Genomic DNA, 16,283 nt, shown 5'->3' on the forward strand with positions numbered 1-16,283 from the left:
TGCGGTTCCAACCAGCGTTCATCTACGACTGTCGGACACGGCCTGCCGAACCAACTCGGCGGCCTCGTCGGTGGTCGATGCGAAGCGGACGTTGTCGAAGCGGTGCAGGTAGGCGTCGTAGATACCGGATACCTTCTTGTTCGCGTTGTCCATCGCCACGACACGCTTGCCCATCATTGCGGCCAGCACGGCAGCGTGCAGTCGATCGGTGAGGACGACAGGACCAAGGTTCAGAATACGTTGAGCCACACGAAGGTTGAGCTTCGCTGTCTGCTCGTACGAGCGTAGAAGAGCGGGGTAGAGCAGCCGATTCGCTTTGGGGAAATGTTGCGCGATCAGAGTCGGCAGCATCACCGCCGTCGAGATCGCCAGATCCGTTCCGCGCAGGCCCCAATCGTATTGCACGGACGACGCGTCGATCTTCACCGATTCGTGGCCGAGGCTTTCCGAATCGGCGCGCAGGAGCTTCACGACGTCCACTGCAGAGCCTTCGGCGCTTCGAGCGACGTCGGCACCGAACGCCATGTCCGGACAGTATTCGACGCGGTTGCCCGGGAAATGGGCGAGCGCCAATTCGTACGAACGCCTTTCACGCAGCATGAGAGTCAGATCCGGGTGCTCTGCGTACAGCGCCGCGGTCCTTGTAAGGGCGTCGGTGTCGGCAAAGTCGATGCTCTGGGGAAGGCAGACGATCTTGTTCCGAGGAAACCGCGCAACGATCGACTCACGAAATTTCTGGTCGATCGGCCAGCGGTCACCGAAATTCCCCCCGCCTTGCAAAAACAGGGTCCCGTCACCGATTCGTTCTTCGAGAAGAGCATCGTTGTGGGTGAACGGATCCGACACGTAGTCGACGTGTACGTTCAACCGCTTCAAGTACTCGACTTCACCGGCGTAGATGAGGGAGTCACCGGCATTGTAATGATTCGGAAAGTCCAAGTGAGCCACACGATCTCCCGGTGACGCGTGAGGCCTCAGGACGGCGAGAGTCTCCTCGCGGATCGCATCGATGGTCTCGCGTGTCATCGGAGGCTCGGTCGCTGTCGTCGGCCGAGCGTCGTCACTCGAATCCGCAGTGCGCCGTAGTGGATCCCGATGTAGTGAGCCCACAAACCGACGGGCATCGGTCTCAGTATCTTCGGTAACCACGGATTACGAACTGTCGCAAGATAAAGGATCGACACCGCATGTACGGGGATGCGGACGAACGACGACGGGTGCGGGCAGCCCGATGCGCGGTGCTTCGTCGACAGTAGGTACGACGTGTGTCCATAGGCGCGGCCTTGGATAAACGATCGGCGAACAGTCGTTCTGATGCGGTAAGCGACCAACGCATCGGCGGCATGTCCGAGCGTCAATCCCGCTTGCTGAATCCTCCACGAATAGTCGACGTCCTCGGCCCCGCCGACGAGGTCTTCGTCGAAGTCTCCGACTTTCTCGAAAACCTCCCGCCACATCGCGAAGTTGCTGCCCGGTGCGTACGGCAGGTAGGCAGTGGGGAACAGAGCGCCGGGCGGCGGGACATTTCGCCATGCCGCCACGTCCCCCGAATTGAGGGATTCGATCTCGAGCGCGCCGCCCACCGCGTCGACACTGTCGAGTGCGCGCACCATTGCAGTCAGCCAGGTCGGATGAGCGACGTCGTCGTGGTCGACGACGGCAACGATGTCACCGCGTGCGGCTTTCACTCCGACGTTTCTGGCGTACGAGACTCCACGCTTGGCGGAGGCGTCGACCCTACGAATCGACAGAGGCAGAGAGAGTTCTTCGAGGTGTGCGCGCAGGCCGTCGGTCGAGCCGTTGTCGCTGACAATGAGCTCGACATCGCCCGTGTAGTCCTGTCCGGCGATGGCTTCGAGCTGCTCATCCAGATCGGGCAAACCGTTGTACACGGGGAGGACGATGGAAACCAGACTGATCGGCACGGTCTGACCCTACCGCGAATTCGGGCGCCGTTCGGTCACGTGCCCCGCTGCCCAGGCAGATATCGGCTACGTCTTCCCACGCAGTTCTTTCTCGAGCGGTGTCGGGAAGGATGGGACCACCGGGGTGCCGTCGAGCAGAACAGTGAGTCGTTCTGCCTCGGCTGCAACGGTTTTCGACACCGTCGATCCGACGCCCTCCAGGAACTCGGTCACCACCTCTCCGGAACCGGTCACCGCCCAACCGCCGACGATGCGACCCCCGGACCAGATGGTCGGGCCGATGTTGCCGAAGGTGTCGAACAGCGGTGCCTTGTGTTCGCCGAGATACCAGGCGCGGTGCTTCCATCCCATCGGCGTGGGATCGAGCGCAGGTAGCAGCATGACGCTCGTACCGGAATGCTTCTCGAAAACAGTGCTGGACAACATGATTCCATCGCCCTCGGCCAGTTCGACGGCCACGGTGTCCAGGCTCGAGACCGCCCCACGAGTCTGCGTCTTGTTCCAGCCCGTCCACCACTGCAGATCGTCGAGGGTCGCAGGTCCGAACACCTCGAGCCACCGTCGAGCCACGTCCGTTCTGGCCTCGGTCTCGTCGAGTTCGGGAATCCCGTCCGGCCACCAGTGATCGATCGGTGCCCACGCGTGCCGTCGGGATGTCCACGCGCCCCGCGGTTCGACGCGCACCAATTTCCCCTCGGCGGCCATCATCACCAGCACCTCGGAGGTGACGTACCGCTTGACGTCGTACACCTTGTCGGTGGTCGGTAGCAGCGCTGTCTTGAGGCCTGCAACTGCAGAGGACAGTTCTGCACCGGTGGCAGTTCCCATCGATCGCAACGCCGAGTCGGTCTCGGCTTCGGTTGCGGAGAGCCAAGATTCGACGTCGTCGATCACCGGCTCGGTGGGCAAAGTGGAGACCTGTTTGATCAGGCGCGCCCGCATGGTGCGCGCAACCCCGAGGCTCGCCGCAGCGTGAATCATCGGAACGTCGTCGTGAGCGACGACGAACATCGTGCGCCGCATCGCCATCAACCGCACCAGGCTCCGGCGCTCGTACATCGCATCACGAACATCCGAGAGCCCCAGTGTTCGAGCGCGGGCGAGCACCGACAGATACACCGTCGCCGGATCGGTGGCATGCAACGCGAGGAGTGACGACACCACCGCTTCGGTGGTCGATGCACGGGCGAAGTGCTGCGCGACGAGCCGGTGTCGGCGCTGAGCGTCGGTGATCTTCACGCGATCAGTGTGACGGCATTTGTGGCGCAGGGCCGACAAATCCGGTGAGAAGTGCGTCGGCGATGTCGCTCATCCCGTGCGCGCGGGCATCGGCGGCTGCACCGACGTGGTCGTACTCGACCAGCTCGAACGAGACTGTCCAGCTGCCACGGCCGTGATCGTCGAGTACCGCGTAGCGCGCATGCGGAGAGCCGGATTCCATGACGTGCGGGTGGGGCTGATCGTCGTCGTACGCGGGCGCGCCGACGCTCCCCGGATTGACCACGAGTGTGCCGCTGGGGAGAGTCCATCGTCGCTGCAGGTGGGTATGGCCGCAGGCTATGACAGCTCTGTCGGTGAAACCTGCTGCTCTGTCGAGAATTTCGGCTTCGGTTGCCTCGCGAGAGCCGTCGAGGTCCACCGAGTGCAGAAAATACTGCTGATCATCGGTGGGCGTTCCGTGCACTGCGAGGATTCCGCAATCCAGCTCGAGTGAGAACGGCAGCGAGGCCAGCCACTGTCGATGCTCGTCGTCGAGTCGATCATGGGCGTGCCGATCCCAACTGCCCATGGAATCGGGAGCCTGCTCGAGCAGATAGCGGTCGTGGTTGCCTGCGATCGTTGGCATGTCCAAGGCCATGAGTCGATCCGCAGTTCGACGCGGATGCAGGCCGCCGGAGAGCAGATCGCCGAGATTGATCACCGAGTCGACGCGATGGCGTTCGATGTCCTCGAGCACGGCGTCGAGCGCCGTGATGTTGCCGTGAATGTCGGCTATGAGAGCTACTCGCACGACCACAGAATCGCAGCGTGGGCAGTCGACTGCAACACGGCGGCCCGTGGCAAGTGCTGGAGACTTCGCCCTCAGGCTTCCGTCTTCGGTGGGTGGTTTCTCCGTAGACCTGCGCTCGGGTCGTCCATAACGTGGTGGCTGACCGAGCCGTGGCTGGCCATAGGCGTCGTGGTTGCGGTTCTTGTGCTGGTCAACGGACTGCCTAGCCTGCTGGTGACCGTGCTGCACAACGGCAATCTGCGCACTCGAACATAGGATCTCAGCGCTGTCAGGCTGTGAATACTTTGCCCGGGTTGAGGATTCCGTGCGGGTCGAGCGCCTTCTTCACCGCGCGGTGCATGTCCAACACCACCGGATCGAGTTCTTGCTCTAGGCCGTCCATCTTGAGCAGCCCGACTCCGTGCTCGCCGGTGACGGTGCCACCGAGTTCCAATGCAGCGTCGATGATCTCGGCGAAGGCGGCCTGGGCCCGCTCGCGAGCCGGAAGGTCGTCGTGTGGAGTGATGAGCAACGGGTGCAGGTTTCCGTCGCCTGCGTGGGCGATGTTGGCGATCGTCGTCTCGTAACGCAGGCCGATCTGCTCGATGCGTGAGAGCATCTCGGGCACTTGCTTCTTCGGCACGCAGACGTCCTCGGTCAATACCGGCCCCAGGCGCTCCATCGCCGGATACGCCAACCGCCGGGCCGCGAACAGCGCGTCGGCCTCCTCCTGATCGGTCGAGACCGCAGACCACGTGGCCCCGGCCTCTTCGAAGCACGAGAGCATCTTCTCGGCTTCCTGGTCTCCGATGAGTCCCGGATCGTCGATCCGCCCGAGCAGCACCACATTCGCCTCCACCGACAGTCCCATGTTCTTCCAGGCGTCGACGGCGATGAGGCACTGCTTGTCGATCAGCTCCAACGCGGAGGGCGTCAATCCGGCGGCGGCCACCGCGGCGACGGCACGCCCGGCGTCGACGATCGAATCGAAGTAGCCGGCAACGGTCCGCTGCGGATCCTGGAGCGGGCGCAGCTTGAGGGTCACCTCGGTGATGATGCCGAGAGTGCCCTCCGACCCGACCATCAGACCTGCAAGATCGTATCCGGCAACGCCTTTGGCGGTTTTACGTCCGAGTCTCACCAGCTCTCCGGTTCCGGTGACCACCTGCATGCCCATGACGTAATCGCGGGTGACGCCGTACTTCACGCAGCACAGTCCACCGGCGTTGGTGGCGACGTTGCCACCGATGGTCGACCACGGCGCGCTGGCCGGATCCGGTGGGTACCAGAGACCCTGTTCGGCGACCGCTGCCCGCAAGTGGTCGTTGACCACCCCTGGTTCGACGACGGCGTAGCGCTCGAGCGGGTCGATCTCCTTGATCGCGTCCATGCCGTCGAGAGCGAGGACGACGCATCCGTCGGTGGCGTTCGCGCCGCCGGACAGTCCGGTGCCCGCCCCGCGAGTGACGACGGGTGCGCCGTGAGCGAGGCATGCACGGACGACACTCTGCACTTCCTCGGCGGTGCGGGGGCGCACGACGGCAACAGGCATCGCAAACGGGGCCCATTCCGCCTCGTCGTGCTGGTACGACGCGATGACGTCGGGATCGGCAACGACGCGGTCCGCGGGGAGAGAGTCCGACAACTGTTCGACGAGCGACATGATTCGACTCTAGCTGTGACCTGCATCTCGGCCAATGTAGGTTTTCTCTATGTCGCCTGCGAAGTCATGGATGGAACTGCTGCTCGACGACGCGTCCGTCGACGAGTTGGAAGCCCATCGCCGGGACCTTCCCGGTGCCGAGGCGCATGCGGCACTACGGCTGCGCACCCTGCTCGATCAACGCAAACAGCGCAGCACCGAGCTGTCGGCGCTCAACGACATCGCGGTGCGTCTGACGACGGTGCGAGACAACCGGATTCTGTTGCAGGAAGTGGTGGACCAGGCGCGCAGACTGCTCGGCGTGGATCTGGCCTACATGGGTTCGGTCTACGGGGACGAGTTCGTCATCGAGGTCACCAGTGGTGCACTGACGCCGAAGCTCGTGGGCATCAGGCTCGCGCAGGACGAGGGTCTCGTCGGCCTCATCGTGCGCGGAGCCTCGCCGTCGTGGACCCCCGACTACCAGAGCGAACCGGCGTTTCGGCATATCACCGGGGCAGACAGCGCGGCGCGGTCGGAGAACATGCGCGGCTTGCTGGGCGTACCGCTGCGGGTGGGCGACCGGGTGATCGGCGCATTGTTCGCGTGCAAGCGGCAGGAGCGCGACTTCGCAGACAGCGAGATCGCTCTGCTGTCGGCACTGGCCGCACACGCGGCCATCGCCATCGAGAACGTGCGGGCGATCGACAAGCTCGAAACTCTCAACACCGAGTTATCGCTTCGCACTGCGGAATTGGAGCAGACGCTGCAATGGGACCGCACGTTGACGCAGGTCGTCCTCCGCGGAGGCGGCGTGCGGAGTCTGGTTCGGGAGGTGGCGACGGCCACCGGACGCCCGGCGCACTTCCTGGCCGACGGCGCGTCGGTACCGGCTGCGTTGGAAGGCCGGTCCGCCCAGGTCGAAGCCATGGTCGAACGGTGCAGAGCAGGCGCGGACACTGCCGTCGACGGCGACATGACAGCTCGTCGGGTGGTGGCAGCCGGCAACTTTCTGGGGGTGTTGATCTCCGTCGGACGGGACGACAATCAGACTCACTTACTTCTCGATCGAGCTGTGCCGGCCATCGCACTGTCGCTCGCAGAGGAGCGTGCGGCAGCGGAATCCGCACGCCGGGCACAGGACGCATTCTTGCTCGACCTACTCCTCCATCCAACCTCGTCACCCGATGACGAACGCAGGCAGTTCCACCGTGCCGGACTGGCACCGGACGTGACGTACTGCGTCGCGGTTGCGCAGGGAGACGCGTCGAGACCTGAGTTGGAGTCCATCGCACTGCCGCCGGGTTCTGTTGTGGCAGAGCAAGGATCGAGGGTTCTGCTGGTGGTTCCTGCTCGAGAGTCGGCTGCTGTACGCCGTATGCTCGTCACCCGTGCGACCGTGGGAATCTCCGAGCCCGCACGAGGTGCCGACGCTCTGGCGACGGCGTTCCGAGAAGCGCAACAAACAGTGGACGTACTGACGACTCTCGGCAGGGATGGCGACGTGTCCTCGGCGCGCGGCCTGGGGATCTATCGAATCCTGCTGAGCCACATGGCCCGTGAGCACTTGGACGAACTCACCGAGGACAAGCTCGGGCCGCTGCTCGCCGAGCAGAACAAGCGCGGGGTTCCGCTGATGGAGACGTTGTCGACGTATCTGGCTCACGGCCGCCATCATTCGGCTACCGCGTCGAGCTTGGGGGTGCACGTCAACACGCTCTACCAACGGCTCGAAGCCATCGACCGGTTGATCGGTACGCAGTGGCGTGACCCGGACGATGCTCTCGATCTCCAGGTGCTCATGCGCCTGCGACGATCGGCCGACCTGCTGGGTCTGTGATCCGAGCGAATCGGTGCTCGTCGGATAGCGTCGGGGGATGGCAGTCGACTTCTCGTGGTCTCGATTTCTGTGGATAGTCTTCGTTTTCGTCGGTGTGCCGTCGACACTCTGGGCTCTCTTGCTGTGGGCCCGGTTCAGGAAGCGCAGGGAGAGAGCGGGGACCGGCCCGCTGGGCTTGTGGGCCACCGGATCGATAGCTGTCGCATCGGGTTTCGCCGCGTGTGCAGGCTGGTTGAGCTGGTCTGCCGATCAACGGGGCGAGTTCCGTGGACCTGGGCTCCCTGCCCCGAACGCGTTCCCGTCATGGCAGGTGGCCGCGTGCGGTGCGACGGTGGTGTTGTTGTTCCTGCTGGCCGCGCATCTGTCACGATGGCCGAAGACCGGCGGGCACGTCGCTGCGTTGGGCACGACGGCGGGGTTCTCGACGGCGTTCTGCATCGAAGCGAGCACCGATGCCACCGGGCAATCGGGCGTGGGTGTCATTCTGTGCATGATCGGCTGGGGAACCAGCTTGACCCTGCTGGTGCTCGTTCGGAACGCGGTCGGTGGGCTGAAGCGGCCGACAGCCGAGCGGTGAATCGAGTCAGAGCTCGACGCCCGTTGCTTCGACCACGCTCGCCCACAGTGCATCTCGCACGCGAGGTGAATCTCCACGCCACGACGGGTAGTGCGTCGGACGCGGGGCCCGGTCGTGCCAGAACGTACCGGTACTGGTCAATGCCTGATCGGATGCGACGAGCCAGACGATGGTGTCGGCCCCGTCGTGCGCGCTGCGAAGAATCGGCTTCATCACCGAACCGAACAGTGGCATCGACCCGGTGACCCCGGGAGTGGCCGCCCAGCCGGGGTGCATGCTGTGCACCACCGGGTCATCTTCGAGCGAAAAGCGTTCGGCCAGTTGCTCGGTCACGACCACCTGCATACGTTTGGTCCTGGCGTATGCCGTCATACCGGAGTATCTGCCGTTCTCGAACTCGAAGTCGGCCGACTGCAACGGCACCGGGTACATGCCGCCGCTCGAGACGAACACGACCCGCGATCCGGCGTCGAACAGCTCGCGCAGTCCCACCGTCAGCGCGACCGGTCCGAGAACATGGGTGGCGAAAGCGGATTCGTGCCCCTGCGCGGACAGCTGCCGCTCGTCCGGCATCACCCCGGCGCAATGCACGAGCGCGTGCACCGACGTGAGTTCGGACGCCAGCGCCGCGGCCAAGGCGGCCACCGAGTCGAGGTTGCTGATATCGCACTCACGCACCACCAGGGAGGCGTCGGGAACCTCGGCTCGGATGGCGGCGGCCGCGGACTCCAGCCGATCGGCAGACCTGCCGACCAGGTGCACCCGTGCCCCGAGCCGCGCAAGTTCCTTCGCAGTGGCAGCTCCCAGACCGGACGACGCACCGGTCACCACCATGTCGATGGGGGAGGGGAACGGCGTCGGATCCGCGGCCCAGAATCGTCGCCGCACCGTGGCGCCGATGCGGGAGTATCCGGGAACGACTGCTCGGTCGAGGATCGTGTCCAGCGTGCGGGTCAGCAATGACATGCAGCTCTGATACCCCGCGGTAACCGGATGTATGCGCGTCCGCACGCCGGGGTCGATGCCAGAATGAGTGCATGGTTCACCCCGCCGTCTCCGATGTCACCCGCGAGATCCTCGCCGAACTTCCCGCACACCGACGCGAGACGTTCGAGTTGCGTCTCGAGCAGTGGTTTCCCGATCTGCACGACGCGGTCACGGCCGTCTACCCCGATCCCGACGCCGTGGCGGCGACCCTGGTGGAGATCGCTGCGCGCGCCTATGCCGCCCGCCCAGAGGATCTGCACCGGCTCGATCAGCGCCGTTTGCTCGAACCGGACTGGTTTCAGCAGCCGGACATGTTCGGCTACGCCTGTTACGTCGACCGGTACGGACAGACGCTGCGTGGGGTGGGCGAACGGCTCGACCATCTGACCCATCTGGGCGTCACCTACCTGCATCTGATGCCGCTGCTGCAACCGCGGCCCGGCGACAACGACGGCGGATACGCGGTGATGGACTACCGAGCGGTGCGCGAGGATCTCGGTACCAACGAGGACCTGCGGGCGCTCGCGGAGACGCTGCGCGGACGCGGCATCAGCCTCGTGGTCGACCTGGTTCTCAATCACGTTGCTCGCGAACACGAATGGGCCGAGAAGGCGCGCTCGGGTGATCCGAAGTACCGAGACTACTTCCTGATCTATCCCGATCGCACCACCCCGGACTCGTACGAGCGCACTCTCCCCGAGGTGTTTCCCGACTTCGCGCCCGGCAGCTTCACGTTCGACGACACTCTCGGCGAGTGGGTGTGGACGACGTTCAACGAATGGCAGTGGGATCTGAACTGGGCCAATCCTGCTGTGCTGCAAGAGTTCGCGAGCATCGTGCTGCACCTGGCCAATCTCGGGGTCGAAGTGCTTCGCCTCGATGCGATCGCATTTCTGTGGAAACGGCTCGGTACCAACTGCCAGAACCAACCCGAGGTGCATGCGGTCACCCAGGCCCTGCGCGCCACCGCTCGACTCGCTGCTCCGGCCACGTTGTTCAAGGCCGAGGCGATCGTCGGACCCCGCGATCTGCTGCCGTACCTGGGTCAGGGGCGGCATACCGGACGGGTCTCGGACATCGCCTACCACAACTCGCTGATGGTGCAGGTGTGGTCGATGTTGGCAACGGGCAGTACGGCTTTGGCGCGACACGCATTGGCGTCGTTGCCCCCGACACCGCCGAGCGGCACCTGGGTGACCTACGTTCGCTGCCACGATGACATCGGCTGGGCCATCGACGACGGCGACGCGGCGTCTCTCGGACTCTCGGGCGCAGGGCACCGCCACTTCTTGGCCGACTGGTATTCCGGGGAATTCGACGGCTCGTGGGCCGAAGGCCTGGTGTTCCAGTACAACCCGGACACCGGCGACCGCCGGATCAGCGGAACCGCGGCAGCGCTGACCGGTCTCGGCCCGTCCCGTCTGGATCCCGACGGCGGATTCGGGCGAATCTTTCTGGCGCACGCCATCATTGCCGGATGGGGCGGAATCCCGGTGGTGTGGAGCGGCGACGAGCTCGGCTCCCCGGGAGATCCGAACTGGGCCCAGGAACCAGCTCATGCCGAGGACAACCGGTGGGTGCACCGGCCGCGCGTGACCGACGCCGACCGCGCCGGCCGATTCCAGCAGGGGAGCGACGCGCAACGAGTGTTCGACGGTATCGCGCGGATTGCGAAGGTGCGCGCCGGACTGCCGATGTTGCACGCCGAGGCGCCGGTGGACGTGCAGAGCGAGTCGGACGACGGTCTGCTCGTGGTGCGCAGGCGGCATCCCAGCGGCACTCTCGTCGCGCTCTACAACGTCACGGCCGAACACCGGTCGTTCCCGCACGCGCAGCTGATCGAACTCGGAATTCCGGCCCCGGTCGAGGTTCTCTCGCAGCACGATCTGCAGGTCGACGACACCGGCTCGGTGTGGTTGCCGCCGTACGCGGCGTGGTGGATCGTCGACAACCCGCTGCGCTAGAAGAGGCGATGCCGTGACCGGGCTGTTACCCTCCCCGAGACGGTCGGCCGGATACGAACAAGGGGACAATCTCGATGCTGCATGCTCGGATACGAAGTCTGGTGCTCGCTGTGGTGGCGGTGTTGGTCGCCACGATGGCAACGGTGCTGATGGGGACCGGTGTGGCGAAGGCCGACTCCGAGCTCGTCTACGTCTACTCGCCGTCGATGGACAAGAACATCCCGGTCAAGGTGCTCAAAGCTGCAGGCGGCGGCCCCGCACCCACTCTGTATCTGCTCGACGGCCTGCGTGCGCCCGAGAACGACAACGGCTGGCTCATCGAGACCGACGTCGAGAGCTTCTTCGCCGACAAGCACGTCAATGTGGCCATCCCGTTCGGCGGCGGCGGTACGTTCTACTCCGACTGGCAGCGCGACGACCCCAAGCTCGGACGGGTGAAGTGGGAAACGTTCCTCACCCAGGAGCTGCCTCCGTTCATGGCCGATCGGTTCGGCAGCGACAACGTCAACAACGCGGTGGCCGGACTGTCGATGAGCGGAACCTCGGCTCTGAACCTGGCCGCCCACCACCCCGACTTCTACAAGGCCGTCGCATCGTTCAGCGGTTACCCGACCGCCAGTAGCCCCGGGTTCGCGCAGGGCATCGCGGTCGCCGTCGGCGAGATGGGCGGCAACGCTCGCAACATGTGGGGTACCTGGCCGTCCGCGGACTGGATCCGCAACGATCCGTCCCTCAACGTCGGTGCGTTGCGCAACACGGCAGTCTTCGTCTCCTCGGGGAGCGGCTCACCGGCCACGGACCCTGTGTTCAATCCGGCCAGCAGCAGCTTCGACCCCGTCAAGTTCGCGCAGATGGTGCCGCTCGAGACTGCAGCGGGAATGAGCAGTCGGGCATTCGTCCCCCTCCTCCAGGCAGTGGGCGGGCGTCCCAACGTCAAGATCACCGGCACCGGTGTGCACTGGTGGAACCACTGGGAGCAGCACCTGCACGAGGCGTGGTTCGAGACAATCGCTCCTGCTGTCGGCGGCTGACAGCTACTCTGTCCGCCATGACGCCACCGCGGATCACCGTCGACTACACGGTGCTCGACTGCCCGGATCCCGCCGCACTCGGCCGGTTCTACAGCACCATCCTCGGATGGGAGCCCGTCCGCGACGACGGGGACTGGGTGGTGGTGCACGGCCCGGGCGAACTGCGGCTCGCCTTTCAGAAGGCGCCGGACTTCACCCCCATCGACTGGCCGAGCGAGGGCATCAAGATCCACCTCGACCTGGTGGTCGACGACATGGAACAGGCCAGGGACTTCGTCGTCGACGCCGGGGCCGAACTCATCGACCACGCGCAGCCCTCGTTCTGGGTGTATCGCGATCCCGCGGGGCACATCTTCTGCCTGTGCAAAAGAGAATGAAGGAACCGTCATGGTCAGCGAAGCCCACCCGGTACTCGTCGAGCGATCGGCCCTCGTCCGGGCGGACACCGCCACCGTGCACGCTCTGATCGACAACTTTCACCACTGGCAGCAGTGGTCGCCCTACGAGGGACTCGACCCTGGTTTGCAGCGCACCTACACCGGCCCCGACGCCGGAGTGGGGGCGTCGTACTCGTGGTCGGGTAACCGCAAGGCCGGCGCGGGGACGATGACGATCACCGAATCGATTCCCGAACGAATCGTGCTCGACCTCGCGTTCACCAAGCCGCTGAAGAACCGGAACGTCACGGCGTTCCTGCTCGAGCCCGTCGCCGACGGAACCCGGGTGACCTGGCGCATGTCGGGAAAGCAGAACAAGCTGTTCGCACTGATCGGAAAAGTGTTCTCGATGGACAAGCTCGTCGGGCCGGATTTCGAGAAGGGGCTCAGGCAGCTCGCGGCTGTGGCCGAGAAGGCCTGAGCATCTCCTCGCGTCGATCTGCTTGCTCGCCCAACCACCGGGCGAGAACCTGACATCCGGTCGAGTCGTCCTCGTACGGTTCGCACGCGTATGCGATGTGCCTGCCGCCGCCGGGATTGGCCCATTCGAATCGGTGCCAGCGCAACGACTGCGGTAGATACCCGGCCACTTCGGCGGCCGCGGTGCGGAGGCGTCGAACATCCTTCGCCCACTGCGAGGGCCGAAGGCGGGTTCGGGTCGCGTTCTGAAAGCTGTTGCTGCGCAGTAGGTTCCACAGTTCACGCAGCCAGATCTTCGGGGTCCGAAACGACATCCATCGGGTGAGGTCCGCGATGTCACGGATCAGGCTGTCGTCGCTGGCGTTGCAGATCATGTCGGACTTCAGACCGATCCACTCGACCGGAATCGACTCGGGCAGAGCCGGACCCGCACCGGCGACGCCACGTCCGGTGCATCCGTCGACGGCACCGACCGGCTGCTGAGGATCCGATATCAGACCAGCGGCAACGATGCGGCTGCCGTCGATCGTTCCGTCGTGCACCAGACCGAGCACCTCGCGGACGACGGTCGCTCCCTGGGAGTACCCGATCAGGGCGATCGGTCCGCTGGTGCCCTCGACGGCGCGGCGCAGGCGTCTGACGCCGATGTCTGCGCTGTGTCGAAAGCACAGCCCGCCGAATGCGACCGGACCGTACGACGCCGGATAGCCGACCCACCGGCCGACGAAGCGGTCGTCGAGCTCGCCCACGACGCAGGCCAGCAGGCCGGTCACCCGCGTCCGGTGGTCGGACGGATGTGATTCTCCGGTACCTCCGACGGCGAGTACGGTGACCTTCTCCTGGCTCATGGCTGTCAGTCTGGTGGGCGAACCTGAGCCGGACGCCCGACAAATACTGAGAACTGTCTGGCAGTTCGGTCCGGGTCAGGCCAGAGCAGCGCGTACGTCGTCGAGGGCGTCGCGGAGGAGCGCCTCGTACAGATCCGGGTCGGGTACGGCCGCGCTGTTGGACGTGATGCCGACGGTGACGGTATCGCCGATGCCGTGAACTCCGTGGGTCAGGCTCATGGCGGGGGACAGGGCCGGGAAACCTGCGGTGAATCGGACGGAGCCGCCGCCGAACGTGAGGTCTGCGGCACCGCGCGAGACACTGGACACGACGGTGTTCCCGGTGACCGCCGGAGGGGCAGCGGTCGGATCGAACTGCGCGACGCCCCATTCGGCGAGAAAAGCCGGCACGTGGGCTTCGACGTCGTCCTGTGATGCGCGGGCTGCCCGCGACAGCGGATGATTCGCCCGAGTTCGGCGCGCGGCCAGATCGGCGGCGACGAGTCGGCTGCGAGTACGGATGTCCGGTTCGGCGGGAAACAGTCCGACGCCGACGTTTCCGAAATTGTTTCGCGCGTCGGCCCGCGCATCCCTGGCGACGGTGACCTCGGCGGCCAGATCCGCCGGATCGTCGAGAAAGCGTTGGAGCGCAACAGACAGTGCGGTCAGCACGAACGTGGTGACGGTGGTACCGCCGGACTGCAGGTCGGCCTTGCGGAGCACGATGGTCCGCACGGACGTCCGTCCGGTGGGGGCGACGTCGAGCGCGGTCAGAGGGCGCGAATGTGTGGGCGGGGGAATCTCACCCGAGTCGGTGCATCGTTCGAGGCTCAGCGCGTCGCGTCGGGCACGGACGCCGCCGCGAACCATCTGTGCCAGTCGCAGCGGAAGAGCCGCAGCGGCAACCATCGAGGAAGCCAGCTCTGATACCGGAGGGAGTTCTTCCGGGGCCGAAGCCGGTGGGAGTGGATGCGTGCCGAACAGGTCACGGGCAGTGCGAGCGGCCAATGTGCCATCGGCCGCTGCGTGCGAAAGCTGTAGCACGGCAACGAGGGCCGTGCCGCCGGGAGCGTCGGCGATGTTCGGATACAGGTGGAGGTGCCACACCGAAACTCGGGGGTCGACCTGACGCTCGAACGAGGCTGCGATCGCATCGAGGCACTCCGACCAGGTGATCGTCGTCCGGTGGACGGAGATCGTGTCGGACCGCGGACCCGCCTCGGTCCAGCGCGGGTAGTCGAGGCCGCATGCCACGTCGGTGATGCGTCGACGCAGGACCTCCATGCGGCTGCTGCGCTCGTACAGTCGTGCCAGCTCGGCGTCGACGTTCGCGGACCCGCTGTCGAAGCAGTACAGCAGAAACTGGTCGCTCGGAATCTTCGACGCCATCCAGTACGCGCGAGCATCGGCCGGATGCAGGCGCGTCGATCCGGGGCGTCGGTGGTCGGCTCGAGCGCGGGGCACGCGTCGAGCCTATGCGTCGCACTACGAATCGAGATTTTCCATACTGACCGGTCCTGTTCTGTGAAGTATCACCAGGACGGGCCGAGGACTTCTTCGATTGCCTGGAGGTCTACCGGCGGCATCGGCGCTAGCCTGATCCAATGCATCGACCAGCACTGTGGCCGCAACGCTGCGGCACCTCATGGCGGGTGTCGTGACGCCCAGAGTTGCGTCGGGCTATCGGGCGGGACTGCGTTCCTCGACCAACGCCGCTGCATCGGCCGACTTCGTCACCGACATCTCCTACACCGAGTACGGCTCCGCGGCCTGCACCCTCGGGGTCGCCGCGGACAATACCGTCTTCGTCGCGCCCGCGTACACCGTCGACGGCGTCGGTGTACTGCGCTCCTCCGACTTCGGAAAGTCATGGCGTGCATCGGTTCCCGAGGGTGTGCAACAGAGTCGCAATCGTCCGTATCTGTACTTCGACGACATCGACGAGCGACTGTTCCTGCACGCCGGCCGATTCGACGCGGTGCCGCCCCATCCGCTGAGAACGGGCTTCACCCTCGGAGTCAGTGACGATCGGGGCGAAACCTGGCGCACGCGAAAAGTGGCATCGAAAGCCAGGGCGGACGCCAAAGTATTTGCTGGACCGAGTATTTCACGGGAGGGAAGGGTTACGTACCTCTCTGCGCCGACGCCGTTCGCAGTGCGGGTGCGGCCACTGATCAACGTCACCCGTCAGGTCATCTGGCGGTCCTTCGACGGCGGTGTGAAGTGGGAGGTGGCCGGTGGTTTCGACATCGACTCGAAGAACATCCCCGGGTTACCGAGCCGGGAGTACGTTGCCTTCGGTAAGGGCGTCGTCGGTCCGGACGGCACGGTCTACATCGGTGGCCGCTACGGTCGACGGTTCGCGGTGGCGGTCAGTCGCGACGAGGGCCTGACGTGGGACGTTCGGATGGTTCCGGGGTCGGCGTTGGCGAAGTACCACAACGCTGTGCATTTTCTGCTGCTCGGTTCGCGTTACCTGCTGCCGGAGTCGATGGCCGTCGACGACGACGGAAACGTGTACGCGGTGTGGCCGGACCGCGACGGATTGCTGCATGCCGCCTGGTCCTCGGACGGTGCGGTCAGCTGGTCGAGGCCGGTGGTGGTATCGGCACCAGGAGTGCGTGACGCTCGCTTCGGTCAAAC

Annotated in this window: 15 protein-coding genes; 7 read left to right on the top strand and 8 right to left on the bottom strand. The window is 65.2% G+C overall.

The window, feature by feature from the left end; all coding sequences use genetic code 11:
* Window positions 1-18: 18 nt before the first annotated feature.
* From CH302_RS27190 to CH302_RS27215, 5 genes are all read right to left on the bottom strand, one after another.
* Window positions 19-1,026 (bottom strand): polysaccharide pyruvyl transferase family protein, encoded by a 1,008-nt coding sequence (locus CH302_RS27190; RefSeq protein WP_037191441.1) that lies wholly within the window; start codon window positions 1,024-1,026, stop codon window positions 19-21.
* On the bottom strand, window positions 1,023-1,925 hold the full coding sequence (locus tag CH302_RS27195) for a glycosyltransferase family 2 protein (protein WP_052047732.1): 903 nt from the start codon (window positions 1,923-1,925) through the stop codon (window positions 1,023-1,025). The genes CH302_RS27190 and CH302_RS27195 overlap by 4 nt, the downstream gene beginning before the upstream one ends.
* Window positions 1,926-1,991: 66 nt before the next feature.
* A complete protein-coding gene (locus CH302_RS27200) occupies window positions 1,992-3,164 on the bottom strand; it encodes a winged helix DNA-binding domain-containing protein (RefSeq protein WP_037191442.1) in 1,173 nt (390 codons plus the stop codon).
* Window positions 3,165-3,168: 4 nt separating this feature from the next.
* Window positions 3,169-3,936, bottom strand: a complete 768-nt coding sequence (locus CH302_RS27205) for a metallophosphoesterase family protein (RefSeq protein WP_037191443.1) — start codon at window positions 3,934-3,936, stop codon at window positions 3,169-3,171.
* A 268-nt stretch (window positions 3,937-4,204) separates the two neighbouring features.
* Window positions 4,205-5,578 (bottom strand): FAD-binding oxidoreductase, encoded by a 1,374-nt coding sequence (locus tag CH302_RS27215; protein WP_037191448.1) that lies wholly within the window; start codon window positions 5,576-5,578, stop codon window positions 4,205-4,207.
* A gap of 70 nt (window positions 5,579-5,648) precedes the next feature.
* Between CH302_RS27215 and CH302_RS27220 the strand changes: the two genes are divergently transcribed.
* Window positions 5,649-7,397: a helix-turn-helix domain-containing protein gene (locus CH302_RS27220; RefSeq protein ID WP_037191450.1), complete on the top strand. Its 1,749-nt coding sequence runs from the start codon at window positions 5,649-5,651 to the stop codon at window positions 7,395-7,397.
* 37 nt (window positions 7,398-7,434) lie between these two features.
* Entirely contained in the window at window positions 7,435-7,974 is a 540-nt protein-coding gene (locus tag CH302_RS27225) for a hypothetical protein (RefSeq protein WP_037191452.1), read from the top strand.
* A 6-nt stretch (window positions 7,975-7,980) separates the two neighbouring features.
* Here the strand turns inward: CH302_RS27225 and CH302_RS27230 are convergent, their stop codons facing one another.
* A complete protein-coding gene (locus CH302_RS27230; protein WP_037191454.1) occupies window positions 7,981-8,940 on the bottom strand; it encodes an SDR family NAD(P)-dependent oxidoreductase in 960 nt (319 codons plus the stop codon).
* 71 nt (window positions 8,941-9,011) lie between these two features.
* On the opposite strand from CH302_RS27230, the gene CH302_RS27235 reads away from it, so the two are divergent.
* From CH302_RS27235 to CH302_RS27250, 4 genes are all read left to right on the top strand, one after another.
* A complete protein-coding gene (locus CH302_RS27235) occupies window positions 9,012-10,925 on the top strand; it encodes an alpha-amylase family protein (RefSeq protein ID WP_037191456.1) in 1,914 nt (637 codons plus the stop codon).
* A 74-nt stretch (window positions 10,926-10,999) separates the two neighbouring features.
* Window positions 11,000-11,956: an alpha/beta hydrolase gene (locus tag CH302_RS27240; RefSeq protein WP_037191458.1), complete on the top strand. Its 957-nt coding sequence runs from the start codon at window positions 11,000-11,002 to the stop codon at window positions 11,954-11,956.
* Between the two features lie 17 nt (window positions 11,957-11,973).
* Window positions 11,974-12,333: a VOC family protein gene (locus CH302_RS27245; RefSeq protein WP_037191459.1), complete on the top strand. Its 360-nt coding sequence runs from the start codon at window positions 11,974-11,976 to the stop codon at window positions 12,331-12,333.
* A 10-nt stretch (window positions 12,334-12,343) separates the two neighbouring features.
* Window positions 12,344-12,814 (top strand): SRPBCC family protein, encoded by a 471-nt coding sequence (locus CH302_RS27250; RefSeq protein WP_037191460.1) that lies wholly within the window; start codon window positions 12,344-12,346, stop codon window positions 12,812-12,814.
* Here the strand turns inward: CH302_RS27250 and CH302_RS27255 are convergent.
* Window positions 12,780-13,661: a PE-PPE domain-containing protein gene (locus tag CH302_RS27255; protein ID WP_037191462.1), complete on the bottom strand. Its 882-nt coding sequence runs from the start codon at window positions 13,659-13,661 to the stop codon at window positions 12,780-12,782. The genes CH302_RS27250 and CH302_RS27255 overlap by 35 nt on opposite strands.
* 75 nt (window positions 13,662-13,736) lie before the next feature.
* Window positions 13,737-15,104, bottom strand: a complete 1,368-nt coding sequence (locus tag CH302_RS27260; protein WP_052047733.1) for a WS/DGAT domain-containing protein — start codon at window positions 15,102-15,104, stop codon at window positions 13,737-13,739.
* 193 nt (window positions 15,105-15,297) lie between these two features.
* On the opposite strand from CH302_RS27260, the gene CH302_RS27265 reads away from it, so the two are divergent.
* On the top strand, window positions 15,298-16,283 hold a 986-nt coding region (locus CH302_RS27265), incomplete at its 3' end, for a sialidase family protein (protein WP_141216742.1).

The organism is Rhodococcus sp. 15-2388-1-1a (assembly GCF_002259145.1).
Lineage (GTDB): Bacteria > Actinomycetota > Actinomycetes > Mycobacteriales > Mycobacteriaceae > Rhodococcoides.